The organism is Streptomyces spongiicola (assembly GCF_003122365.1).
In the GTDB taxonomy this organism is placed as follows: Bacteria; Actinomycetota; Actinomycetes; order Streptomycetales; family Streptomycetaceae; genus Streptomyces; species Streptomyces spongiicola.
In genome coordinates, this window is the sequence record NZ_CP029254.1 from 674,248 (window position 1) to 697,417 (window position 23,170).

The following is a 23,170-nucleotide window of genomic DNA, read 5'->3' on the forward strand; positions in this document are numbered from 1 at the left end:
GGTCAGTCCCTGCCCTGCCGAAGCGCCGGGTGGGCGCCGGCGGCGACCAGATCGGCCACCGCGGACTTCGGGTCACGGCCGGTGACCAGGGACTCCCCCACCAGCACCGCGTCGGCGCCGGCGTTGGCGTAGGCGATCAGGTCGTGCGGGCCGCGGATACCGGACTCGGCGATCTTGACGACTCCCGCGGGGATCTCGGGCGCGACCCGCTCGAAGGTGGACCGGTCGACCTCGAGGGTCCTGAGGTTGCGCGCGTTGACCCCGATGATCCTGGCTCCGGCGTCCACGGCACGCTCGACCTCGTCCTCGTCGTGGACCTCGACGAGCGGGGTGAGCCCGATGGACCCGGCGCGCTCGATCAGGGAGACGAGGGCCTGCTGGTCGAGTGCGGCGACGATCAGCAGGACCAGGTCGGCACCGTACGCACGGGCCTCCCACAGCTGGTACGACGTGACGATGAAGTCCTTGCGGAGCACCGGCACGTCCACCCGGGCCCGCACGGCCTCCATGTCCTGGAGCGAGCCGCCGAAGCGGCGCTCCTCGGTGAGGACGGAGATGACGGCCGCGCCGCCCGCCTCGTAGTCGGCGGCCAGCCCGGCGGGGTCGGCGATGGCGGCGAGCGCGCCCTTGGACGGGCTGGAGCGCTTCACCTCGCAGATGACCTTCACGCCGTCGCCGCGCAGCGCGGCGACACCGTCCTTGGCCTGGGGCCCCTTGGCCGCACGCTCCTTGAGTTCGTCGAGGCTGACGCGCGCCTGCCGCTCCGCGAGGTCGGCGCGCACGCCGTCGATGATCTCGTCGAGCACACTCACGCGAGCGGCCCCCTTCCGGGAGGTTGATGATGGATCACTGTCGGCAATCCCGATGGTATCCGGATACGGGCGATGGCTCCGCATCCGGTTGACGCCGTTCCCGGCGCCTGGGCCTTCTTTCGCCGTCTCACCTGGGACTTTGCCGCGGATCGGCCCGAGGGCCCGCCCGGGAGTCAGGGTGCGAGTCCCGAACCGAACGGCAGGTTCCGGACAACCGTGAAGACGGCGAGGACCGCGCCGAGGCCCCACCACCAGGCGGGTCCCAGCGTGATCCGCACCGGTCTCGCCCTGACGGCGCGGACGAGCCAGAAGGCCCAGAGCACCGCGAAGAGCAGATAGCCGGCGACGGCGAGCGCATTGGCGCCGAAGGCGGTGCCGAGTTCGCCGTGGACGAACGCGTGGGCGCTGCGCAGCCCGCCGCAGCCGGGGCAGTAGATGCCGGTCAGCTGAAGCAGCGGGCAGACGGGGTAGTGGCCGGGCTCGCCGGGGTCGACGGCGCCGACGTAGATGAAGGCCCCGGCGACGGCGGCCAGCGCGGCCGTCGGCGCGGCGAGCCTGCGGTGGAGTGGCGGGGGGCGGTCCGGGCGCGGGGACGGCGGAACCGGGGGGTGACGGTGCCCGGGCGGGTGCGCCGGCACGGGCCCGGGTCCGGGCGCGGCGGAGGACGGTCCCCATGCGGGGAACGGTCCCTGCGCGGGGGCGGACGACGGTCCCGGCCCGGCGGCAGACGCCTCCGCTCCGCGGTTCATGGCTTCCACCCCGCGATTGTCCACGGTGGTACGCAGCGGCGCAGCCCGGGCTCGCCGGGCCGCGCCGCGGACGGGGACCCCGCGGTCAGGAGGCCGTCGCCTCGGCAGCCACCGGCTGCCCCGCCGGGGTGCGGGCCGGGACGGCCGCGGCCTCCTCCTTCTGCCCGAGGCCGGCGGCCTTCATCGCTGCACCGACGACACCGCCGACGAGGACCACGACCATGCCGGCCCAGAACCCGAGCGGGTTCGCGGCCACCATGAAGACGCCCGCGATGCAGAAGCCGATGAAGGAGATGGTGACGCCGGTCCAGGCGGCCGGGGTGTGTCCGTGGCTGCTGCCCGCCATGAAGTGCTCCTCGTTGGTGTTGCGCTGGGGGTGGTGGGTCGGTTGGTCCCGCCCCATTGTCCCGCACCCGTGGGGCTGCCGGGACGTGGGGGTCGTCACTGATCGCGAGGCGACGAAGCACCTGCCGCCCCGCCGGGCTCCGGCACTTCGGCTGCCGCCGACGAGGTCGCCCCCGCCGGCCGCCGACGGGCTTCTCCCGCCGGTCGCCGGCGGGGCCCCCACCGGGGCCTCCTGACCGAGGCCTCCCCACCGGGGCCTCCCGACCGGGGCCTCCCCACCGGGGCCTCCGGCGGGAGCCTCCTCAGCGGTCGCCGGTGGGGTCCTCACCCCGGTCGAGGGCCTTCCACAGCTCCTCGGGCCGGTCGGGGTCGGCGGTGGCCGGGCGGCCCCCGCGCGGGGCACCGCCCTCGCGCTCGTAGCGCCCGGACATGGCGGGCCAGGAGGCGCCGTACCGCAGGGCGAGCAGCCCGGCGGCCAGGATCAGCAGTCCGGCGAGTCCGGTGACATACGGCCAGGCGGTGTGGGTGAGTTCGGCGGCGGCCGCCGCCGTGTCACCCGTGGTCTGCCGGGCCCGCTCGTCGAGCGCCGCGCTGTCCCGGGCCCCGAGGAAGGCGGCGGCCGCGGCTCCGGCCCCGCTCAGCGCCAGCAGTGCGGAGACGATCGCACGGCCCGCCCGGCGGACCGCGAAGACGGCGACGAGGGCGGCGAGTCCGACGACGGCGAGCGCCGCGGGAAGCCCGGTGACACCGCGGCCGTCGGCCCGGATCGGCACGCTGCCGGCCCCGACGGCGGCCGTGCCCTCGGCCCAGGTCTGCCCGGAGGCGAGCAGCACCGCGGCGGCGCCGACGGCGCCGAGGAGCAGGGCCGCCGCGAGGCTGCGCCGGCCGCGCGCGGCCGCACGGGCCGTCCGCTCGGTCTCGGCGCCGGACTGGGTTACGGGTACGGCGGTCACGCCCCCACTATCCCTCACGCGTCCCGCCGCCGCGGAGCCGGTTCGCGGTGTGCACCGCGCGCAGCACCGCCGCCGCCTTGTTGCGGCACTCGATGTCCTCGGCGACCGGGTCGGAGTCGGCGACGACCCCCGCTCCGGCCTGCACATGGGCGGTGCCGTCGCGGAGCAGCGCGGTGCGGATGGCGATCGCGGTGTCGGAGTCGCCGGCGAAGTCGAGATAGCCGACGGCGCCGCCGTACAGCCCGCGCCGCGACGGCTCCAGCTCCTCGATGATCTGCATCGCGCGGGGCTTGGGGGCGCCGGAGAGCGTGCCGGCGGGGAAGCAGGCGGTGAGCACGTCGAAGGCGGTACGCCCCTCGGCGACCCGGCCGGTCACGGTGGAGACGATGTGCATGACGTGCGAGTAGCGCTCGACCGACATGAAGTCGACGACCTCGACGGAGCCGGGCTCGCAGACCCGGCCCAGGTCGTTGCGGCCGAGGTCGACGAGCATGAGGTGCTCGGCGCGCTCCTTGGGGTCGGCGAGCAGTTCCTCGGCGAGCGCCTGGTCCTCGCGCGGGGTCGCGCCGCGCGGGCGGGTGCCGGCGATGGGGTGCAGCATGGCGCGCCCGTCCTCGACCTTGACGAGGGCCTCCGGGCTGGAGCCGACGACGTCGAAACCGCCGTCCTCGTGGGGGAAGCGCAGCAGGTACATGTACGGGCTGGGGTTGGTGGCCCGGAGCACCCGGTAGACGTCGAGTGCGCTCGCCTCGCACGGGGTCTCGAACCGCTGCGACGGCACGACCTGGAAGGCCTCGCCGGCGCGGATGCGCTCCTTGACGTCCTCGACGGCCGCCCGGAACTCCTCGCCGCTCCACATCGGCCCGGTGTACGGGGGCAGCTCGGAGGGCGGCAGCGCGTGCGGACTGCTCTCGACGGGCCGGGCCAGGTCGGCCTCCATGGCGTCGAGGCGGGCGACGGCGTCCGCGTACGCCTCGTCTACGCCGGTGTCGAGGTCGTTGTGGTTGATCGCGTTGGCGATCAACAGCACGGAACCGTCCCAGTGGTCTAGGACGGCGAGGTCGGAGGTGAGCAGCATGGTCAGCTCGGGAAGCCGCAGATCGTCCCGGCCGTGCTCGCCGATCCGCTCCAGGCGGCGGACGATGTCGTACCCGAGGTAGCCGACCATGCCCCCGGTGAACGTCGGCATGCCCTCGTCGAGGTCCTGCCGCGGGGTGTGGAGGGCCTGGACGGTCGCCCGCAGGGCGTCCAGCGGGTCACCTTCCGTGGGGACGCCCACGGGAGGGGTGCCCAGCCAGTGGGCCTGCCCGTCGCGGACGGTGAGGGCGGCGGCGGACCGTACGCCGACGAAGGAGTAGCGGGACCAGGAGCCCCCGCCCCCGCCGCCCACGGTGTGGGAGGTGCCGCCGTCGGCGGACTCGAGGAGGAAGGTGCCGGGGCGCTCGCCGGCGAGCTTGCGGTAGAGGCCGACCGGGGTGTCGCCGTCCGCGAGGAGGCGCCGGCTGACGGGGATGACGCGGCGGTCGGCCGCCAGCTTGCGGAAGGTCTCGGGATCCATGGCGAACGACCCTACCGGCCCAGGGGGAGCACGTCGTTGTCGAAGCAGGTGCGGTCGCCGGTGTGGCAGGCCGCCCCGACCTGGTCGACCTTCACCAGGACGGTGTCCGCGTCGCAGTCGAGGGCGACGGCCTTCACGTGCTGGACGTGACCGGAGGTGTCGCCCTTGACCCAGTACTCCCGGCGGCTGCGGGACCAGTAGGTGGCGCGTCCGGTGGTGAGGGTGCGGTGCAGTGCCTCGTCGTCCATCCAGCCGAGCATCAGCACCTCTCCGGTGTCGTACTGCTGGGCGATGGCCGGGACCAGGCCGTCGGCGCTGCGCTTGAGCCGGGCGGCGATGGCGGGGTCGAGTGCGCTGGGTGTGCTGGGCATGCCGCCATTGTGCCGCGCCGGCCGGGCCGTGACCGAAACACCTCCACTGGGCGGACGCGGCGCGCCGGTCGTAGGCTGGCCGCCATGTCGACCCATGCGAAGCGCGAACGACTTCTGCTCGCCGACCTGCTGGAGGCGGCGGGCCCGGACGCACCGACACTGTGCGAAGGATGGAGCACCCGGGATCTCGCGGCGCACGTCGTGGTGCGCGAACGGCGCCCGGAGGCCGCCGGGATCGTGCTGGGGCCCCTGAAGAGCCGGCTGGACCGGGTACAGGCCGAGTTCGCCGCCAAGCCGTACGAGGAGCTGATCCGGCTGATCCGCACGGGCCCGCCGAAGATGTCGCCGTTCGCGATCAAGCAGGTGGACGAGGCGTCGAACACGGTCGAGTTCTATGTGCACGCCGAGGACGTGCGGCGGGCGCAGCCCGGCTGGACGCCGCGGGAGCTGGACCCGGTCTTCGCGGACGCGCTGTGGTCCCGGCTGGAGAGGTCCGCCCGGCTGCTGGGGCGCAAGGCTCCGGTGGGGCTGGTGCTGCGGCGTCCCGACGGGCAGACGGCGGTGGCGCACCGCGGTGCTCCGGTGGTGACGGTGACCGGTGAGCCGGGTGAGCTGACCGTCTACGCCTTCGGTCGGCAGGACGCGGCGCAGGTGGAGGTGGAGGGCGACAAGGAGGCGGTCGACCGGGTGGGCAGGGCGCAGCTCGGGATGGGCTGAGCCGGGGCGGCGGCGGCCGCCGCCGAACCCTGCCGTCGAGCGCCACCGCCGAACTCTGCCGTCGAGCCCTGCCGTCGAGCGCCACCGCCGAACTCTGCCGTCGAAGGTGCTCCGGACCCGTGCCGGACGACGCTGCTGTGGGACGCGCTCCGGACCGCGCCGGACGCATACCGCACCCCTGCCGGGCCGCCGGGCGCATGCCCACCACGGCCCGGTTGACGCCTGCCCCACCACGGCCCCGCCGCCGCCCCTCGGGGGTCGGATCCGCGCGCCCGGACCGTGGCTGCCCTCGATGGCCGCCGCGGCGCCGCCGGGTGACGCCGTGCCCGCGAGCGGTGCCTCAGCGCCTGGGCATGCCGGAAGATCCGGCCGCGCAGGTCGAGCAGGGCGTCCTGGTTGACCCGGGCCGACGCGCGGATGAAGGCGTACTGGAACGCGCCCGAACCGAGAGCGCACACCGCGTACCCGGCACCGATCACGACCAGGGGCCCGCGGTCGCCGTCGCGCAGCGCGGGCACGCCGCGGTCGATGGCGAACGCGACGAGCAGCGGACCGGCCTGGGCCGCGGCCTGCTGGAGCAGCAGCAGGACCGCGGCGACGACCGGCGATCCCGTCTCACGATGCCGGGCGGTACCGCCCTCGGGGTCGTCCTCGCCCCGGGCCGCCGCGACGGCCCACGCGACGGCGGTCGCGGGCCGTACGGCGGGACAACTGCCGGACCGCGGCGGAGTACTGCCGGACCGCGGCGGCCGCGGACGCCGTGCCGCCGGTAGCCGCCCGCGGGCGTGGGTGCCCGGGACGAGGGGCCTCGGCGATCCCGTCTCACGATGCCGGGCGGTACCGCCCTCGGGGTCGTCCTCGCCCCGGGCCGCCGCGACGGCCCACGGGACGGCGGTCGCGGGCTGTACGGCGGGGCAACTGCCGGACCGCGGCGGAGTACTGCCGGACGGCGGCGGCCGCGCAACCGGAAGGGCCGGGCGAGCACCGGACGAGGACCGGGGCTCAGCGGACGGGGTGCCCCGCCTCCCGCAGCGACTGCTTGACCTGCGAGATCCGCAGCTCGCCGAAGTGGAAGACGGACGCGGCGAGCACCGCGTCCGCTCCGGCCGCGATGGCGGGGGCGAAGTCGCCCAGCCTGCCCGCGCCGCCGGAGGCGATCACCGGGACCGTGACATGCCCGCGGACGGCCTCGATCATCCCGGTGTCGTAGCCGTCCTTGGTGCCGTCCGCGTCCATCGAGTTCAGCAGGATCTCGCCGGCGCCCAGCTCGGCGGCGCGGTGGGCCCATTCGACGGCGTCGATACCGGTGCCGCGGCGGCCGCCGTGGGTGGTGACCTCGTAGCCGGACGGTGTGGAGGTGCCCTCCGGGGTGCGGCGGGCGTCGACGGACAGCACCAGCACCTGGCGGCCGAAGCGCTCGGCGATCTCGCGGATCAGCTCGGGCCGGGCGATGGCCGCCGTGTTGACGCCGACCTTGTCGGCGCCGGCCCGCAGCAGCTTGTCGACGTCGTCCGCGGAGCGGACCCCGCCGCCGACGGTGAGCGGGATGAACACCTGCTCGGCGGTGCGGCGCACGACGTCGTAGGTGGTCTCCCGGTCACCGGACGAGGCCGTGATGTCGAGGAAGGTGAGTTCGTCGGCGCCCTCCGCGTCGTACAGCTTGGCCATCTCGACGGGGTCGCCGGCGTCGCGCAGGTTCTGAAAGTTGACGCCCTTGACGACCCGGCCCGCGTCCACGTCCAGGCAGGGGATGACTCGGACGGCGAGAGTCATGCGGCCCCTCCCCGGTACGCCTCGACCTCGACCTCGACGACCAGCCGGGGGTCGACGAAGCCCGAGACGATGAGCATCGACGCGGCCGGGCGCACCGCGCCGAACAGTTCCTTGTGGGCCCGGCCCACCTCATCGACGTCCCGGGCGTGCGTGAGGTACATGCGGGTGCGTACGACGTGCTCGCTGCCCAGGCCGAGCCGCTTCAGCGCGCCCAGCGCCGCGTTGAAGGAGTTGACGGCCTGCTCGTACGGGCCGCCGTCGACGACCGCGCCGTCGACGACCGACGTGCAGCCGGAGACCAGCACCAGGCCGTTCGGCAGCTCGACCGCCCGGGAGTAGCCGAAGGCGTCCTCCCAGGGGCCCGCGGAGCCGACGCGCCGGATCTCGTCGCTCACCGGGACACCGCCTCCAGTGCCTCTACCAGGGTGAACGCCCCGGCGTAGAGCGCCTTGCCGACGATCGCGCCCTCGACGCCCAGCGGGACCAGCCCGGCGAGCGCGCGCAGGTCGTCGAGGCTGGAGACGCCGCCCGAGGCGACGACCGGCTTGTCGGTGGCGGCGCAGACGTCCCGCAGCAGCTCCAGGTTGGGCCCCTGCAACGTGCCGTCCTTGGCGATGTCGGTCACGACGTACCGCGCGCAGCCCTCGGAGTCGAGCCGGGCGAGGGTCTCGTAGAGGTCGCCCCCGTCGCGGGTCCAGCCGCGGCCGCGCAGGGTGGTACCCCGTACGTCCAGGCCCACCGCGATCTTGTCGCCGTACTCGGCGATGACCTTGGCGACCCACTCCGGGGTCTCCAGGGCGGCGGTGCCGAGGTTGACCCGGGTGCAGCCGGTGGCGAGGGCGGCGGCGAGCGAGGCGTCGTCGCGGATGCCGCCGGACAGCTCGACCCTGAGGTCCATGGCCCCGGCCACCTCGGCGACCAGCTCCCGGTTGTCGCCGGTGCCGAAGGCGGCGTCCAGATCGACCAGATGCAGCCACTCGGCGCCCGCGCGCTGCCAGTTGAGGGCGGCCTCCAGCGGCGATCCGTAGGAGGTCTCCGTGCCGGACTCGCCGTGGACCAGGCGGACGGCGCGGCCGCCGCGGACGTCTACGGCGGGGAGGAGTTCAAGCTTCTGGGCCATGATCAGAGGGTCTCGATCCAGTTGGTGAGCAGCTGGGCTCCGGCGTCGCCGGACTTCTCGGGGTGGAACTGGGTCGCCCACAGAGCGCCGTTCTCGACGGCCGCGACGAAGGGCTCGCCGTGGGTGGCCCAGGTGACCTTCGGGGCGGCCATCGCCGCGCTGGTCACCTCGAAGTCCCACTCGCGCACGGCGTAGGAGTGCACGAAGTAGAAGCGGGCTCCGGCGTCGAGGCCGGCGAACATCTCCGAGTCCCCGGGGGCCTTGACGGTGTTCCAGCCCATGTGCGGCACGACCGGGGCGTCCAGCGGGCCGACGACGCCGGGCCACTCGTCGAGGCCCTCCGTCTCGACTCCGTGCTCGATGCCGCGCCCGAAGAGGATCTGCATGCCGACGCAGATGCCCATGACGGGCCGGCCGCCGGAGAGCCTGCGATCGACGACCCAGTCGCCGCGGGCCTGCCGCAGCCCGGCCATACAGGCGGAGAAGGCGCCGACGCCGGGCACCAGCAGCCCGTCGGCGTTCATGGCCGCGTCGAAGTCGCGGGTGATCTCGACGTCCGCGCCGACCCGGGCGAGGGCCCGCTCGGCGGAGCGGACGTTGCCGAACCCGTAGTCGAAGACGACGACGCTCTTCCGTCCGCTCATGACCACACGTCCAGTCGCAGGACGCCGGCGGCCAGGCACATCGCGGCAGCGGCGGACAGCAGCACGATGACGCCCTTGGGCATCTGCTGCCTGGCGAAGGAGATGATGCCGCCGACCAGGAAGAGCCCGACGACGATCAGCACCGTGGAGACACCGTTCACGGCTACAGGGCACCCTTCGTGGACGGCAGGATCCCGGCCGCGCGCGGGTCGCGCTCCGAGGCGTAGCGCAGCGCCCGCGCCAGCGCCTTGAACTGGCACTCCACGATGTGGTGGGCGTTGCGTCCGTACGGGACGTGCACGTGCAGCGCGATCTGCGCCTGGGCCACGAAGGACTCCAGGATGTGCCGGGTCATGGTGGTGTCGTACGCGCCGATCATCGGCGCCATGTTCTCCGGCTCGGTGTGCACCAGGTAGGGGCGGCCGGAGAGGTCGACCGTCACCTGGGCGAGCGACTCGTCCAGCGGCACGGTGCAGTTGCCGAAGCGGTGGATCCCGACCTTGTCGCCGAGGGCCTGCCTGAAGGCGGCGCCCAGCGCGAGCGCGGTGTCCTCGATGGTGTGGTGGCTGTCGATGTGCAGATCGCCGTCGGTCTTGGCGGTGAGGTCGAACAGACCGTGGCGGCCGAGCTGGTCCAGCATGTGGTCGAAGAAGCCGACCCCGGTCGACACGTCGACCTTCCCGGTGCCGTCGAGATCGATCTCGACGACGACGGACGTCTCCTTGGTGGTCCGCTCGACGCGTCCTACGCGGCTCATCGCTTCTGCTCCTTCGGGGGTGTGGGGATGTCCCCCACGGAACTCTTCAGTGCGCGCACCGCATCGAGGAACGCGTCGTTCTCTTCGGGGGTGCCCGCGGTCACCCGCAGCCGGCCCGGTACGCCGTTGTCACGGACCAGCACGCCCCGGTCGAGGATCTGCTGCCAGGCGGCGTGGGCGCCCCCCTCGCCGTCGAACCGCCCGAACTGGACGAAGTTGGCGTCGGAGTCGGTCACCTCGTAGCCGATGCCGCGCAGCCCGGCGACCAGCCGGTCCCGCTCCTCCTTGAGCTGCTCCACGTACTTCAGCAGCGTGTCGGTGTGCTCCAGGGCGGCCAGCGCGGTGGCCTGGGTGACGGCCGAGAGGTGGTACGGGAGCCTCACCAGCTGCAGGGCGTCGACCACGGCGCGGTGCGCGGCCAGATAGCCGAGGCGCAGTCCCGCGGCGCCGAAGGCCTTGGACATGGTGCGCGAGACCACGAGGTTCGGCCGGCCCTCCAGCAGCGGGAGCAGGGAGGGGCGGTGGCTGAACTCGACGTACGCCTCGTCCACGACGACGAGCGCACCCGCCGCGTCCGCCCTGGCCCGCTGGGCGGCGTCGTACAGCGCGACGACCGTCTCCGGGGCGACGGCGGTGCCGGTGGGGTTGTTGGGCGAGGTGACGAAGACGACGTCCGGCCGGTGCGCGGCGATCGCGTCCACCGCCGCCCGCTCGTCGACGGTGAAGTCCTCGCGGCGCGGGCCGGAGATCCAGTCGGTGCCGGTGCCGCGCGCGATCAGCGGGTGCATCGAGTACGACGGCTCGAAGCCGATGGCGGTACGCCCGGGCCCGCCGAAGGTCTGCAGCAGCTGCTGGATGACCTCGTTGGAGCCGTTGGCCGCCCACACGTTCTCCGGCCCGACCGGGTACTTCCCGGTGCGGGTGAGGTACCCGGCCAGCTCGGTGCGCAGCTCGACCGCGTCCCGGTCCGGGTAGCGGTTGAGGCCGCGCGCGGCCTCGCGCACCCGCTCGGTGATCCGCTCGACGAGCGCCTCGGGCAGCGGGTACGGGTTCTCGTTGGTGTTCAGCTGCACGGGCACGTCGAGCTGCGGCGCGCCGTACGGCGACTTGCCGCGCAGCTCCTCGCGGACGGGCAGATCGTCGATGCCGATGTCGGTCGTGCTCACTTGCTCGGGGGCACCTTCCAGTCACTGGGCTTGTCCGGGTCGCCTCCGCCGCGGCGCGCGTCCTGTCCGGTGCCGGTGCCGGTGCCGTCTCCGGTGCCGGTACCGCGCGTGTTCTGTCCGGTGCCGGTACCGCGCGCGTCCTGTCCGGCTCCGATAACGGCTCCGATATCGGCACCTGTACCGGTATCGCGCCCGTCCTGTCCGGCACCGGCACCGCGCCCGTCCTGTCCGGCACCGGCACCGGCACCGGTATCGCGCGCGCCCTGTCCGGCACCGCCGCGCCGCCCGTCCTGTCCGGCTCCGGTACCGGCTCCGACAACGGCACCTGTACCGGTATCGCGCCCGTCCTGTCCGGCTCCGCCGCCGCGCCCGTCCTGTCCGGCACCGGCACCGGCACCGGTATCGCGCGCGCCCTGTCCGGCACCGCCGCGCCGGTCCTGTTCGGCTCCGCCGCCGCGCCGGTCCTGTTCGGCTCCGCCGAAACGCACCTTCACCGCGGCGCCGTGCGCCGGGAGGTCCTCCGCCTCGGCGAGGGTCACCACGTGGTGGGCGACGTCGGCGAGCGCCTCGCGGCTGTAGTCGACGATGTGGACGCCGCGCAGGAAGGACTGGACGGACAGCCCGGAGGAGTGGCAGGCGCAGCCGCCGGTCGGCAGCACGTGGTTGGAGCCGGCGCAGTAGTCGCCGAGGGAGACCGGCGCCCAGGGGCCGACGAAGATCGCGCCCGCGTTGCGGACCCGGCCGGCCACGGCGGCCGCGTCGGCGGTCTGGATCTCCAGGTGCTCGGCGCCGTAGGCGTCGACGACGCGCAGGCCCTCGTCGATGCCGTCGACCAGGACGATCGCGGACTGCCTCCCGGACAGGGCCGGGACGATCCGGTCCGCGACGTGCTTGGTCGCGGCGATCTGCGGCGCCAGCTCCCGCTCGACCGCGTCCGCGAGTTCGGGGGAGTCGGTGACCAGCACGGCGGCGGCCAGCGGGTCGTGCTCGGCCTGGCTGATGAGGTCGGCGGCGACATGGGCGGGGTCGGCGGTGGCGTCGGCGAGTACCGCGATCTCGGTCGGGCCGGCCTCGGCGTCGATGCCGATACGGCCGGTGAAGTAGCGCTTGGCGGCGGCCACCCAGACGTTGCCCGGACCGGTCACCATGTTGGCCGGCGCACACCCGTCGGGGCCGGAGGTCCCGTACGCGAACATCGCGACGGCCTGGGCTCCGCCCACGGCGTACACCTCCTCGACGCCGAGCAGCGCACAGGCGGCGAGGATGGTCGGGTGGGGCAGCCCGCCGAAGTCCTTCTGCGGCGGTGAGGCGAGCGCCACGGACTCGACGCCGGCCTCCTGCGCCGGCACGGCGTTCATGATCACGGATGACGGGTAGACCGACCGGCCGCCGGGCGCGTACAGGCCGACGCGTCCGACCGGAACCCACTTCTCGGTCACCGTGCCGCCCGGCACGACCTGGGTGGTGCGGGTCTCGCGGCGCTGGGCGCGGTGCACGGTCCGCGTCCGGCGGATGGACTCCTCCAGGGCCTCACGGACGGCGGGGTCGAGCCCCTCCAGCGCCTCCACCAGGGCCTTCTCGGGCACCCGCACCCGGTCCAGCGTGACGCCGTCGAACCGCTCCGCGTACTCGATCAGCGCCGCAGTCCCGCGATGACGCACGTCCTCGCAGATGGGCCGCACCTTCTCCAGGGCGGCCTCCACGTCGAACTCGGCACGGGGAAGCAGGTCGCGCAGCGCGGCGCCCTCGGGGAGGGCGTCGCCGCGGAGGTCGATACGAGAGATCACGGCTCAATTCTCTCAGACGGGATCCGCGGACCCGCCGTCCGTATCACCGACTGATACAGACCCACCCGTCGAGCGGTCACCGGTCACCCGTCGAGCGGTCACCGGTCGCCCGCCGGACGGTCACCGGCATCCACCGGACGGTCACCGACGGTGAGCGTACCCGCCACTCCCGCCCGCCCCCCGGGACACCGGTCGGCAGCCCCGCCCCGCACGGCGCGGGCGGCGGTTGTGACCGTTCGCGTTCAGCCGGTTACCCAACGGGAAGAACGGCAGTACGGGACCGGGTGGTCGGACCGGGCGAAAGCGAGGGAGCGGCATTGACCGAGCCCCAGGGCATCGACATGCCCAACGATCTCAGCACCGCGGAACGCACGATGTGGACCTCGTTCGAATACGGGATGACCTGCGACCTCCGCGACGGCGATCCGCTGCTGAACGATCCCTTCTCGGAGCTGGAGTGGGGCCCCGGGCGGACCGTGCGCGCCGACGTGATCGCGCGGCTGCTGCTCAGCGGCCCGCCCGCGCGTCCCGGGCGGGTCTGCGCACTGAAGCTGCTGGGTGCGTACGTGACGGGGAAGCTCACCCTCGCGGGCGGCACGATCGGCCCGTATGTCGAGCTGACCGGGTGCCGTTTCGAACGCGAGCTGACGCTGCCGGAGTCGCGGTTCACCACGCTGCGTCTGGTGGGGTGTGCGATACCGCGGCTGGAGGCCGCCCGGCTGCACACCGAGGGCGATCTCCATCTGCCGCGCTGCCGCGTCGAGCACGGGATACGGCTCACGGACGCCCAGATAGGCACGGATCTGCTGATCAACCAGATCCGGGTACGGCCGGACCGGCTCGGCCGGGCCATCACCGCGGACGGCCTGTCCGTGGCGCAGGACCTCCAGGCCGAGCTAATCGAGACGTACGGCGAGATCAGTCTGCGCGGCGCGAAGGTCGGCGTGTCGCTGAGCCTGCGCGGCAGCCGGCTGCGGGCGGTCGAGGGCCGGCGCGCGCTCAACGCCCCCCAGCTGACGGTGGAGCGCTCGCTGTATCTGACCAAGGCGTGGGTGGACTCCGCCGGCGACCAGGGCGCCACTCCCCCGTTCGGCCTCCCCTTCGACACGCCGGGGCAGGGGGCCGACGCGCTGGAGCAGCGCTTCGAGTGCCACGGCGCCGTGCGGCTGGACGACGGCCGCTTCGGCGACGCGGTCGACCTCCACCACGCCCGGTTCGTGCTGTCGGGGGCGCGCCGGGAGGAGCTGTCGCTGCGCCGGATCGTCACCCCCGAACTCCGCTTCACCGCGGAGCGGCCGGAGCAGGGCCGTGTGGTGCTGAACGGCGCGAGGGTCGTGACGCTCATCGACCTGTCCACGAGCTGGCCCGGGCCGGGCGGGCTGGCCATGGGCGGTTTCGTCTACGAGAACCTCGTGCCCTACAGCCGCTTCCCGCTCTCACGGCGGCTGGAGTGGGTCGCGGCGGCCACCCCCGAGTACCAGCCGGAGCCCTACGAGCGGCTGGCGACGGTGCTGCGCGGCAGCGGTGAGGACGCCGACGCGCGGGAGGTGCTCCTCGCCAAGCAGCGACGCCGCCGGGAGACGCTGCCGCTCGCCGCGAAGCTCTGGGGCTACGTCCAGGACTGGACCGTGGCCTACGGCTACCGCCCCGGCCGCGCCGCCCTGTGGATGGCGGTGCTCTGGGCGGCCGGCGCGTTGGCCTTCTCCCGCTCCGCACCCGAGGCGCTGAAGCCGGGCGAGCAGCCCGAGTGGAACCCCTCCCTCTACGCCCTCGACCTCCTTCTGCCGGTGATCCACCTCGGGCAGGACGGCCACTGGCGGCTGGAGAGCCACTTGCAGTGGCTCGCCGCGGCACTGGTACTGCTCGGGTGGATTCTCGCCACGACGGTGGCGGCGGGCACATCCCGGCTGCTCAGGCGCGGCTAGGCGCTCCGCCCGGGGAGGTTCGCGGCAGGTGCTCCGCGCGGGGAGGTCGTCGACGGTGCTCCGTGCGGGGAGGTCGTGGACGGTGATGCAGGTCTCGGCCGAGTGGCGCTGGAACCGGGTGAGGGCCCCTGGCCCGGTGTGGATCGCGACATCCGCACCGGCGACCGGAGAGGCCCTCGCGTCCCACCGCGACGCACCCCTGACCGGGACCGGACGTCTGCGGCCGGCCCGCGGTGCGGTGGCGGACGACCGGCCGGTGCGGCGGGGCCCGCGGCGTCCGGTGCGTGCGACAGCGAGGCGGAGGAACATCCTCGCACCGGATACACCGGACACACTGGATGCATCAGACACACCGGACGCATCAGACGCACTGAGCACACCGGACGCACCGGACGTACCGGGATGCCTCCGGCAGCGCGGCGCGGGGGCACCTCCCGCGCCCGAAGGGCGACGGGGGAGCCCGCGCCAGGCGCCGCGGGCCCAGGAGGGACTTCACCACACGCCCTGGCCGCGGCCGGCGCCGCGCCTGCGGGGGTCCGGGGGCAGGGAGGCAAAGGGGCAAGGGGGCAGGGAGGCAGAGGGCAGGGGCGCGCGAGTGCGCGTAGGAGCGTGCCGGGCATGCGGGGGCGTTCGCCGGAGACCGCCGAGCGCCTCCCGCACCGCCAACGCGCCCTCCTTTACGCTTTCTTGACCCGAGTCGGGACAACCATTCCACCTGCTACCAAAACTTCACAGATGCCCTCTGGCGCGGCCCCTACCTGCGGCTTTCAATGGTCCGCACCATGTCTCTGCTGCGCGCCCTGATCGGCACCGCCCGCATCGTCCGGCACACCCCGAGGCTCGCCGACGGACTGCCCCCGGACGACGCGGTCCTGCTCGACGCCCCGGACGGGGAACTCGGCCCGGCGCTCGTGGCCGCCGCTTCGGGCGACCACGAGCCGGCCGCCAAGCTGCTCGCGGCCACGCGGGGTGCGGCCGAGTGGGAGAACCGCGACCGCCACGTCATGCGGCTGGCGGCGTTCGCGTACAGCCGGGACGGCTGGCTCGCCGGATGGCTCGCCCTCTCCCCGCATGATCCCGACGCCCTGCTGGTGAAGGCCGAACTCGAGGTCCGAAGGGCCTGGGAGTCACCCGCGAGGGCCGAGCGGCTGCGCGAGGCCGGACCGCTGGTCCGCGCCGCGGCCGAGGCCGATCCGCGCGATCCGGTGCCCTGGCGGCTGGCCCTGGACCACGCGCGCGGTGTACGCGCCGGGCACACGGCCTTCGAGGCGCTGTGGGAGCAGGCGGTCCGCCGCTCCTCGCACCACTACGGCTGCCATGTGGCGGCGCTCCGGTACCTGTCGGCGGTCTGGCGCGGCTCGCACCGGGAGTGCCTCGACTTCGCCGAGCGCGCGGCCGAGGACTCCCTGCCCGGCTCGCAGGTGCAGGCCCTGCCGGCGCGCGCGGCACTGGCGCCGCTGCTCGAGGGGGCCGTGGCGGCCGCGGGGGCGGACCGGATCGACGCGGCCGCCGACCGGGCGGCGGAGCTGTCCGCCCGCTACCGGACCGGCGACCCGTGGCCCGCCGAGGTCCGGAACATCCTGGTGTACGTGCTGATCGCCCGGGGCCGCTGGCACGAGGCCCTGGAGCAGTTCCGGCTGATCGGCCCGCACGCCACGTCGTTCCCGTGGGAGCGGGTGACGGACGATCCGCTGGGCCAGTTCCTGGAAGCGCGTGACGGGGTCCGCATCGAGGTGGCGTCCTCCACGCCGCTCCGCCGCGGCCGCCGGACCCGCTCCGCGGGCACGGTGGGCGCCGGCCGCGGGCGGGTGGCCGGACGGGCGGTGCCCGGCGACCATTACGCTTGACCGCTGTGACCACCGCTCGCCTGCCGCTGTTCCCGCTCAACGCGGTGCTGTTCCCCGGCCTCGTGCTGCCGCTGAACGTCTTCGAGGAGCGCTATCGCGCCATGATGCGCGAGCTGTTGAAGACGGACGAGTCCGAGCCCCGCCGATTCGCCGTGGTCGCCATCCGCGACGGCCGCGAGGTCGCGCCGACGGAACCCGGGATGCCCGACCAGACCGCCCGGCCCGAGAAGGGCCCGGCCGCGGGGTTCGGCCCGGACCCGATCCAGGCGTTCCACCCCGTCGGCTGTATCGCGGACGCCGCGACCATCCGGGAACGCGCCGACGGCAGCTTCGAGGTGCTGGCCACCGGCACGACCCGGGTCGCACTGCGCTCGGTCGACGCCGGCGGCCCGTTCCTGACCGCCGAACTCGAGGAGATCCCGGAGGAGCCGGGCGAGGGCGCGGGCACCCTGGCCGAGGGCGTGCTGCGGGCCTTCCGCAACTACCAGAAGCGGCTGGCCGGAGCGCGGGAGCGGTCGCTGTCGACGGCCTCGGAGCTGCCCGACGAACCGTCCGTGGTCTCGTATCTGGTGGCAGCGGCCGCCGTGCTCGACACGCCGTCGAAGCAGCGGCTGCTACAGGCTCCGGACACGGCGACCCGGCTGCGCGAGGAACTGAAGCTGCTGCGCTCCGAGACCGCGGTGATACGGCATCTGCCGTCGCTCCCGGCGATCGATCTGACCCGCTCGCCGACGAGCCCGAACTGAACCGGACCGAACCGGGCGAGGGAGAAGGACCTTGGCGAAGAAGACCGGAAGGCAGCAGGGCGGAAGGCAGCAGGGCGGGACGCCGGCGACGGTGGCGCTGACGGCCGCCGGCACGGCCTTCACCGTGCACGCGTACGAGCACGATCCGGCCTCCGAGTCGTACGGGGAGGAGGCTGCGCGGGTACTGGGCGTGGCACCGGAGCGGGTCTTCAAGACACTCGTCGCCGACGTGGACGGCGAACTCACGGTGGCCGTCGTGCCCGTCGCGGGGCAGCTGGACCTCAAGGCTCTGGCCGCGGCCGTCGGCGGAAAGCGGGCGTCGATGGCCGACCCGGCGGCGGCGGAGCGCACCACGGGCTACGTCCGGGGCGGCATCTCCCCGCTGGGGCAGCGCAGGCGTCTGCGCACCGTGCTGGACTCCTCGGCCTCCGCACACCCGACGATCTGCGTCTCGGCGGGCCGGCGCGGGCTCGAGGTGGAGCTGGCACCGGCGGACCTGGCCTCGCTGACGAAGGCGGTCGTGGCACCCGTCGGGCGCGCCTAGTCCCATCCTCCGCATATGGGGGAAGAGGTCGATTGCCGGCTGGCGGTGAGGACAACATCTCACGATGTGGACGCCAAGCCGGAGGGTAAAACCCTCCCATAGCCGGGCTAGTGATGCATTCGATCTTCACTCGTCCGAGTGACGTGCGGAGGACGGGCCCAGTGCCGCGTCAGGCGGGGTCCGCCCGTCGGCGGCGGCGCGGAGCGACGTCCGGTGCGGTGGATCGCAGGGCGCCGGATCGGCCCCGTGGTGGGCCTGCTCGATTGGTTCGGCGACGCGGCGAGTCGCCGTGCCGGGCGTCGCGACGGGGCGAACGTCGCCCGACGCGGCACCAGCCAGGGCGTGTCGGGGAAGTCCCCGCTGGCCCGCGGGCGCGCGGAGCCACCTGTGCGACACACCCCAGGCCACCGGTCACCGGTCACCGGTCACCGGCCGGTGGCCGGTGGCCGGTGACCGGGTGCCCGGCCTATCGGCTCCGGCCCGCGGCCCGCGGTTGTCAGGTCCGGCCGCCCGGGAGTACCACTGCGCCCGCGCCCGCGCCCGCCGGCCGCCCGCAGATATGGCCCGCGCACCCTCTCGACGGCGTGCCCGTCCTCGGCTACCACCGAAGGACGTCCCGTCCCGAGGGGGTGCCAGTGTCCAAGCGCACACGCAAGCGGAAGTGGCGGCTGAGGAAGCGCCGGGCGAACCACGGCCGCCGGCCGGCCTGACGGAGGTGCCGGGCACGAGGGCGTGTCGCGAAAGCGGCTCCGTCCGCCCGCAGGGCGGGGCCCGCGGCGTCCGGTGCGTGCGGTCGCGGGGCGAAGGAACATCCTCGCACCGGACGCACCGGACGCACCGGACGCACCCGACGCACCCGACGCACCCGACGCACCCGACGCACCCGACGCACCCGACGCACCCGACGCACCCGACGCACCCGACGCACCCGACGCACCCGACGCACCCGACGCACCGGGCTTACCGAACGCACCCGGCTGACTCCGGCATCGCGGCGCGAGGCACCTCCCGGGCCCGAAGGGCGACGGGGGGTGCGTGCCAGGGGCCACGGGCCGGGAGGCACTCTCGCAGCACGCCCCAACCGGCACAGTCGTCCGCCGGGCCCCTCTCCTCCCGGGCGGCGGGGGCCGGCCCGCTCCGGTCCCGAGCATCAACCCCGGTGGTCCGGGCCCGGCGGCAGCCACTCGGGCTCGGGGTCGCGCGGAGCGAAGAGCGCCGTGAGACCGAGGTGCACGATCATCGCGGCGACGGGCCAGGCCAGCAGGGCGCCCTTCGCCCGGAGGCCGAGCGGCGCGTCGAAGACGACCCCCCGGCCGACCTCGCGGGCGTGGGCGACGACGTCCTGTTCGGGGCCGAGCAGATAGCCGGTACCCCAGGCCAGCAGGGATCCGAGGATCCCGCCCAGGGCGAGCGCCACGACGGTCGCGATGCCCCCGCGACGGTTGAACCAGAAGACGACAGCGGCACTGAGCACGCCGAAACCGAGCGCCAGCAGCACGAACGTACCGTCCACGCCCGCCGACTCCTCGCCCTCGATGTCGGCGGCGAAGACCGCCTTGCCGTTCGAGATCATCGGCACCCGCGGAGCCAGCCACAGCCACAGCAGTCCGAGCGCGATCCCGGCGAGGGTCACACCCGCCAGGACGACCGCCGCCCGGCGCAGTTCGCTCCTCATCTCCAGCCCCTCTCCGTCCGGGTGGTGCGCGGGACGCGGGTGGTTGCGGGGGCTGTCGTGCGGGGCGGGCCGGTGGGGCGGCGTCAAGGGTGCTGTCACCCTGACATCGTGCCAAACGTCCCGGTGGCCCGCCTCACCGGCAGCGGGTCAGCGGACCGCGGCCCGCCGGTACGCCAGGGTCGCGGCGGCCAGCGAGACCACGCCCACGACCGCGCAGACGGCGAGGTCCAGCGCGACCGACGGCCAGTGCGGATGCGCGTCGAAGGTGCGTGCGAACGCCTCCACCCCGTAGGTGGACGGCAGCAGATCCCGCGCGAAGGCGATCGGCTCGGGCAGCCGCCCCGCCGGGAGCACCCCCAGCAGCAGGGCCGCCGACATGCCCAGCTGGCCGAGCAGCGTCGCCAGTTCCTGTCGCGGCGCGAGCAGTCCGAGCGCCGCGCCGAGCCCGGCGAGCGCGGCGCCCGCCAGCGGGATCACCGCCGCCAGCACCCACAGATGGGTGAGCGGCAGCCCGAAGAGCACCGACCCGGCGACGGCCGTCACGGCCGTACCCGGCACGGTGAAGGAGGCGTACGCCCCCGCGGCCCCGAGCACCACCGCGGCCGGTGGCACCGGCAGCATCGCATAGTGGTCCAGACCTCCGGAAGCGCGGAGCTGGCCGAAGTACTGGGCCAGCAGATTGAGCGCGACGAACGCGACGACCAGGACGGACGACCCGGCGACCACCGCCCGCGCCTCGGCCCCGCCGTCCACGACCCCGCGCATCAGCACCATGATCCCGACGGACTGGAACGTGGCGACGAAGAGCAGCGGTATCCGGGCGACGCGGGCCCGGGACAGCTGGGCTCGGTACACCGCCGCGAGGGCCGGCAGCAGCCGGGCTCGCGGAGCGAGCGGCGCGACCCGCCCGTCGCCCCCGCTGAGGGCGTCGTCCGCCCTTAGCACACGCGCGGACGCGGCCTCCGCAGGCACGATGCTCACCTGGCGCTGCTCCTGTTCAGTGCGGACGACGACGGTACGGACGACGACAGTACCGGCGACGGCGGCACAGCTACCCGCACCGGCACAGCTACCGGCACCGGCACCGGCACCGGCCCCGACGCGGGCGGCACCCGCACGGCCACAGGCCCCGGCACCCGCACCCGCCCCGACGCGGGCGGCCCCGGCACGAGCGGCGCATATGCGAGCGACGCTCCTGCGGGCGGCACCGGATCGGACCGCACGGGTACGGACCGTACGGGTACGGACCGCACGGGTACGGGCGACGGCGCACGGCTCACGCCTTCACCAGCCCCTTCGTCGCGTGCCCGCCGAGCGAGAGATAGACGTCCTCCAGGCTCGGCGTGGCCAGGGTGAAGTCGTCGAGGGCGGCGAACGCCTCGCCGCCGGTCACTGCGGCGACGGCCGCCCTGGCCTCGTCCGGGGCGAGCCGGAGGACCCAGCGGCGCCCGGACTCCTGCGCGGACTCCCGGAGCGCCGCGACCTCGGGCACGTCGAGCGGGGCCCGTTCGCGCCACACCAGCTCCACCCGGACCTCGCCGGCGACGCGCTCCTTGAGCCCGGCGGGCGTGTCGCAGGCGATGACCCTGCCCCGTTCCAGCACCGCGACCCGGTCGAGGACCGTCTCCGCCTCGATGACGTTGTGGGTGACGAGGAGGACGGTCACACGGTGCTCGGCGCGCCGCCGGTCGACCGCCGCCCAGACCGCACGCCGGGCCACCGGGTCCATGCCGGTGGTGGGTTCGTCGAGCACGAGCACCGGCCGCTCCCCCACCAGCGTGGCGGCGAAGCACGCGAGCCGCCGCTGGCCGCCGGAGAGCTTCTTCAGCGGGCGCCCCGCGAGGCCGGTCAGACCCAGCTCCTCCAGGACCGTGTCGCGTTCGGCACGCGCCTGCCGCACCCCGAGCCCGCGCAGCCGGCCCGTGGTCTCGGCGGCGAGCGCGACGGTCAGCTCGTCGAGGGCGGTCGACTCCTGGCCCAGGTAGCCGATGAGCCGCGACGCCCGCTCGGGATGGCGTACGAGGTCGTGGCCGAGCACTTCGACGGTGCCGGAGTCCGGACGCATCAGACCGGTGAGCTGCCGGACGAGGGTCGACTTCCCGGCGCCGTTCGGGCCGAGCAGCCCGAAGATCTCCCCGCGCCCCACGACGAGGCCGATCCCGTCGTTGGCACGCACCTCCGGTGTTCGGGGAAGACCCCGCCGGGCGCGCGCGGCGGGGTACGTCTTGACCAGATCCCGCACCACGCACACCGTACTCACGAGGGACGAGCCTAAGGGGTCGCCCCGCCTAGTCCCCGGCCGGGGCGCGTTCCGCGGCCGCTCGGACATCGATCTCCCGCCAGAATCCGGCCCTGATGGCATAGCGGTCGCGCTCGTCGATCTGGTCGTCCTTGTGCGCGAGCAGCCCGAAGCGCGCCGCGTACCGCAGCAGTTCGCCGTCGATGCGGTGCGGGACGCGCGGGTACATGCCCGACAGCTTCTCCACGTGCGCCGCGTCGGGCAGCCGCTCCATCCAGCGCCGGGCGAAGACCTGCCCGACCTCGAACGGGTCGCCGCCCACGGTGGTGATGTCCTCCTCGCGGTCCGCCCAGCGCTGTTCGGCGCTGGTGAGCTGGGCGAGGGTCGGCAGGGACGCCACCTCCGGGGACTCGGCGGGCACGCTGCCCGGGCGTTCGATCCAGCCCCTGTCGGAGGACCAGCGCAGTGTCGCCCCGGCGGCCGGATGGCGTTCCGCCTGGCCGGCGGGACCGCGCAGTCCGGCCAGGTCCTTGGGGGTGGGGACGCCCCTGGGGTGCTGCTGGGCGGCGGGGGTGCCGGTGCCGTCGCCGGTTCCGCTCGCCGCGGGCGGGGCGGGGCGCGCCGTGCCGTTGCCGCCCGGCACCGGGGTGCCCGTCTCCTCCGAGCGCTCCGCCGCGGTGGGCGACTCGGGCAGCGGGGCGGACAGGATGGCCGCGATCTCGGGCCGGGGCGCGGGCGGCGGGGCGCAGACTCCGGTGAGTTCCCTGGCGCGCACGGCCCGGGTGATCCAGGCGCGGTCGAGGACGCGGCGCTCGTCGGCCTCGGCGACCAGGTCCTCGGACTGGTTGTAGTCGCCGTCGGCGGCCTGGACGGCCCAGAGGTGGACGGCGACGCCGTGCTCCTTCGCGGACATCAGTCCGGGGAGCAGATCGCCGTCCCCGGTCACCAGCACCACGTCGGAGCAGGCCCGGTTCCTGGCGAGTTCGGTGAGTTCGGCGTGCATGGCGGCGTCGACGCCCTTCTGCGCCCAGCGGCCGTCGCTGCGGGTGAGCGCGCCGAGCCGTACGGTGACCCGGGGCATGACCCGCAGGCGCCGGTGCTCCGGCTGGGGCACCCGGTCGGGGGCTCCGTCGAACCAGTAGATGCGCAGCAGCGGGCGTTCGGTGTCGGCCTCGGCGCGCTCGCGCAGGGCCTGGATGAGGGCGGCGTGGTCGACGGTGATGCGGGAGCGGGCCGGTTCCCCGGCGAGGAGGCTCGCGGCGGCTCCCAGCAGATAGCCGGCGTCCACCAGCACGACGCAGCGGTCCACGCCTTCCACCCTCTTTCGGGAACCTCGGGATCGGAGTTGCTTCGGGCTTCCTTCGAGTCTGCCCGAACGCCGGAGGGTTGACCGCCGGAACTCGATCATCGGCGTGGCGGGGAGTGAAGCCGCACCGTAACAG

The 23,170-nt window shown here is 74.4% G+C and carries 22 protein-coding genes and 2 pseudogenes; 5 read left to right on the forward strand and 19 right to left on the reverse strand.

Going from position 1 to position 23,170, the window contains the following annotated elements; genetic code table 11:
- Positions 1-2: 2 nt before the first annotated feature.
- The 6 genes from trpC to hisI form a co-directional block, all read right to left on the reverse strand.
- Positions 3-812: an indole-3-glycerol phosphate synthase TrpC gene (gene trpC / locus DDQ41_RS02825; protein WP_109293039.1), complete on the reverse strand. Its 810-nt coding sequence runs from the start codon at positions 810-812 to the stop codon at positions 3-5.
- A gap of 173 nt (positions 813-985) precedes the next feature.
- Positions 986-1,561 carry a DUF2752 domain-containing protein gene (locus DDQ41_RS02830; RefSeq protein WP_109293040.1) on the reverse strand — a complete coding sequence of 192 codons (576 nt, stop codon included), beginning with the start codon at positions 1,559-1,561 and terminating at the stop codon, positions 986-988.
- Between the two features lie 85 nt (positions 1,562-1,646).
- The gene (locus DDQ41_RS02835; protein ID WP_109297497.1) at positions 1,647-1,907 is read right to left on the reverse strand and encodes an HGxxPAAW family protein; all 261 of its coding nucleotides are present in this window, start codon (positions 1,905-1,907) and stop codon (positions 1,647-1,649) included.
- 301 nt (positions 1,908-2,208) lie between these two features.
- A complete protein-coding gene (locus DDQ41_RS02840) occupies positions 2,209-2,859 on the reverse strand; it encodes a TIGR02234 family membrane protein (RefSeq protein ID WP_109293041.1) in 651 nt (216 codons plus the stop codon).
- Positions 2,860-2,866: 7 nt separating this feature from the next.
- Positions 2,867-4,417: an anthranilate synthase component I gene (locus DDQ41_RS02845; protein WP_109293042.1), complete on the reverse strand. Its 1,551-nt coding sequence runs from the start codon at positions 4,415-4,417 to the stop codon at positions 2,867-2,869.
- An 11-nt stretch (positions 4,418-4,428) separates the two neighbouring features.
- Positions 4,429-4,788 (reverse strand): phosphoribosyl-AMP cyclohydrolase, encoded by a 360-nt coding sequence (hisI, locus tag DDQ41_RS02850; protein ID WP_109293043.1) that lies wholly within the window; start codon positions 4,786-4,788, stop codon positions 4,429-4,431.
- 84 nt (positions 4,789-4,872) lie between these two features.
- Between hisI and DDQ41_RS02855 the strand changes: the two genes are divergently transcribed.
- Positions 4,873-5,505: a TIGR03085 family metal-binding protein gene (locus DDQ41_RS02855; protein ID WP_109293044.1), complete on the forward strand. Its 633-nt coding sequence runs from the start codon at positions 4,873-4,875 to the stop codon at positions 5,503-5,505.
- Between the two features lie 341 nt (positions 5,506-5,846).
- Here DDQ41_RS02855 and DDQ41_RS32185 read toward each other — a convergent pair.
- From DDQ41_RS32185 to hisD, 9 genes and pseudogenes are all read right to left on the reverse strand, one after another.
- Positions 5,847-6,104 (reverse strand): annotated as a pseudogene (locus tag DDQ41_RS32185) (ABC transporter ATP-binding protein); the annotation flags it as partial.
- A gap of 403 nt (positions 6,105-6,507) precedes the next feature.
- Positions 6,508-7,278, reverse strand: a complete 771-nt coding sequence (gene hisF, locus DDQ41_RS02865) for an imidazole glycerol phosphate synthase subunit HisF (RefSeq protein ID WP_109293045.1) — start codon at positions 7,276-7,278, stop codon at positions 6,508-6,510.
- Positions 7,275-7,673, reverse strand: a complete 399-nt coding sequence (locus DDQ41_RS02870) for a RidA family protein (RefSeq protein WP_109293046.1) — start codon at positions 7,671-7,673, stop codon at positions 7,275-7,277. Before DDQ41_RS02870 ends, hisF begins: the two co-directional genes overlap by 4 nt.
- Entirely contained in the window at positions 7,670-8,398 is a 729-nt protein-coding gene (gene priA / locus DDQ41_RS02875; RefSeq protein ID WP_109293047.1) for a bifunctional 1-(5-phosphoribosyl)-5-((5-phosphoribosylamino)methylideneamino)imidazole-4-carboxamide isomerase/phosphoribosylanthranilate isomerase PriA, read from the reverse strand. The genes DDQ41_RS02870 and priA overlap by 4 nt, the downstream gene beginning before the upstream one ends.
- 2 nt (positions 8,399-8,400) lie before the next feature.
- The gene (gene hisH / locus DDQ41_RS02880) at positions 8,401-9,042 is read right to left on the reverse strand and encodes an imidazole glycerol phosphate synthase subunit HisH (protein ID WP_109293048.1); all 642 of its coding nucleotides are present in this window, start codon (positions 9,040-9,042) and stop codon (positions 8,401-8,403) included.
- Complete coding sequence (locus tag DDQ41_RS31560) at positions 9,039-9,203, reverse strand: hypothetical protein (protein WP_167450231.1); 165 nt, start codon at positions 9,201-9,203, stop codon at positions 9,039-9,041. Before DDQ41_RS31560 ends, hisH begins: the two co-directional genes overlap by 4 nt.
- A gap of 2 nt (positions 9,204-9,205) precedes the next feature.
- Positions 9,206-9,799, reverse strand: a complete 594-nt coding sequence (gene hisB / locus DDQ41_RS02885; RefSeq protein WP_109293049.1) for an imidazoleglycerol-phosphate dehydratase HisB — start codon at positions 9,797-9,799, stop codon at positions 9,206-9,208.
- The gene (locus DDQ41_RS02890; RefSeq protein ID WP_109293050.1) at positions 9,796-10,965 is read right to left on the reverse strand and encodes a histidinol-phosphate transaminase; all 1,170 of its coding nucleotides are present in this window, start codon (positions 10,963-10,965) and stop codon (positions 9,796-9,798) included. Before DDQ41_RS02890 ends, hisB begins: the two co-directional genes overlap by 4 nt.
- A 476-nt stretch (positions 10,966-11,441) precedes the next feature.
- Positions 11,442-12,752, reverse strand: a pseudogene (hisD, locus tag DDQ41_RS02895) (histidinol dehydrogenase); the annotation flags it as partial.
- Between the two features lie 317 nt (positions 12,753-13,069).
- On the opposite strand from hisD, the gene DDQ41_RS02900 reads away from it, so the two are divergent.
- The 4 genes from DDQ41_RS02900 to ybaK all read left to right on the forward strand — a co-directional run bounded on the left by DDQ41_RS02900 (position 13,070) and on the right by ybaK (position 17,814).
- Positions 13,070-14,677: an oxidoreductase gene (locus DDQ41_RS02900; protein ID WP_109293051.1), complete on the forward strand. Its 1,608-nt coding sequence runs from the start codon at positions 13,070-13,072 to the stop codon at positions 14,675-14,677.
- A 770-nt stretch (positions 14,678-15,447) separates the two neighbouring features.
- A complete protein-coding gene (locus DDQ41_RS02905) occupies positions 15,448-16,524 on the forward strand; it encodes a hypothetical protein (RefSeq protein ID WP_109293052.1) in 1,077 nt (358 codons plus the stop codon).
- A 5-nt stretch (positions 16,525-16,529) separates the two neighbouring features.
- Positions 16,530-17,270: an LON peptidase substrate-binding domain-containing protein gene (locus tag DDQ41_RS02910; protein WP_109293053.1), complete on the forward strand. Its 741-nt coding sequence runs from the start codon at positions 16,530-16,532 to the stop codon at positions 17,268-17,270.
- 31 nt (positions 17,271-17,301) lie between these two features.
- On the forward strand, positions 17,302-17,814 hold the full coding sequence (gene ybaK, locus DDQ41_RS02915; protein WP_109293054.1) for a Cys-tRNA(Pro) deacylase: 513 nt from the start codon (positions 17,302-17,304) through the stop codon (positions 17,812-17,814).
- 1,150 nt (positions 17,815-18,964) lie between these two features.
- Here ybaK and DDQ41_RS02925 read toward each other — a convergent pair.
- From DDQ41_RS02925 to DDQ41_RS02940, 4 genes are all read right to left on the reverse strand, one after another.
- Positions 18,965-19,588, reverse strand: a complete 624-nt coding sequence (locus DDQ41_RS02925; RefSeq protein WP_245991230.1) for an ABC transporter permease — start codon at positions 19,586-19,588, stop codon at positions 18,965-18,967.
- 48 nt (positions 19,589-19,636) lie between these two features.
- Complete coding sequence (locus DDQ41_RS02930; RefSeq protein ID WP_109293057.1) at positions 19,637-20,470, reverse strand: ABC transporter permease; 834 nt, start codon at positions 20,468-20,470, stop codon at positions 19,637-19,639.
- Between the two features lie 295 nt (positions 20,471-20,765).
- The gene (locus DDQ41_RS02935; protein WP_172607710.1) at positions 20,766-21,740 is read right to left on the reverse strand and encodes an ABC transporter ATP-binding protein; all 975 of its coding nucleotides are present in this window, start codon (positions 21,738-21,740) and stop codon (positions 20,766-20,768) included.
- Between the two features lie 37 nt (positions 21,741-21,777).
- Complete coding sequence (locus tag DDQ41_RS02940) at positions 21,778-23,046, reverse strand: NYN domain-containing protein (RefSeq protein WP_109293058.1); 1,269 nt, start codon at positions 23,044-23,046, stop codon at positions 21,778-21,780.
- Positions 23,047-23,170: the final 124 nt, after the last annotated feature.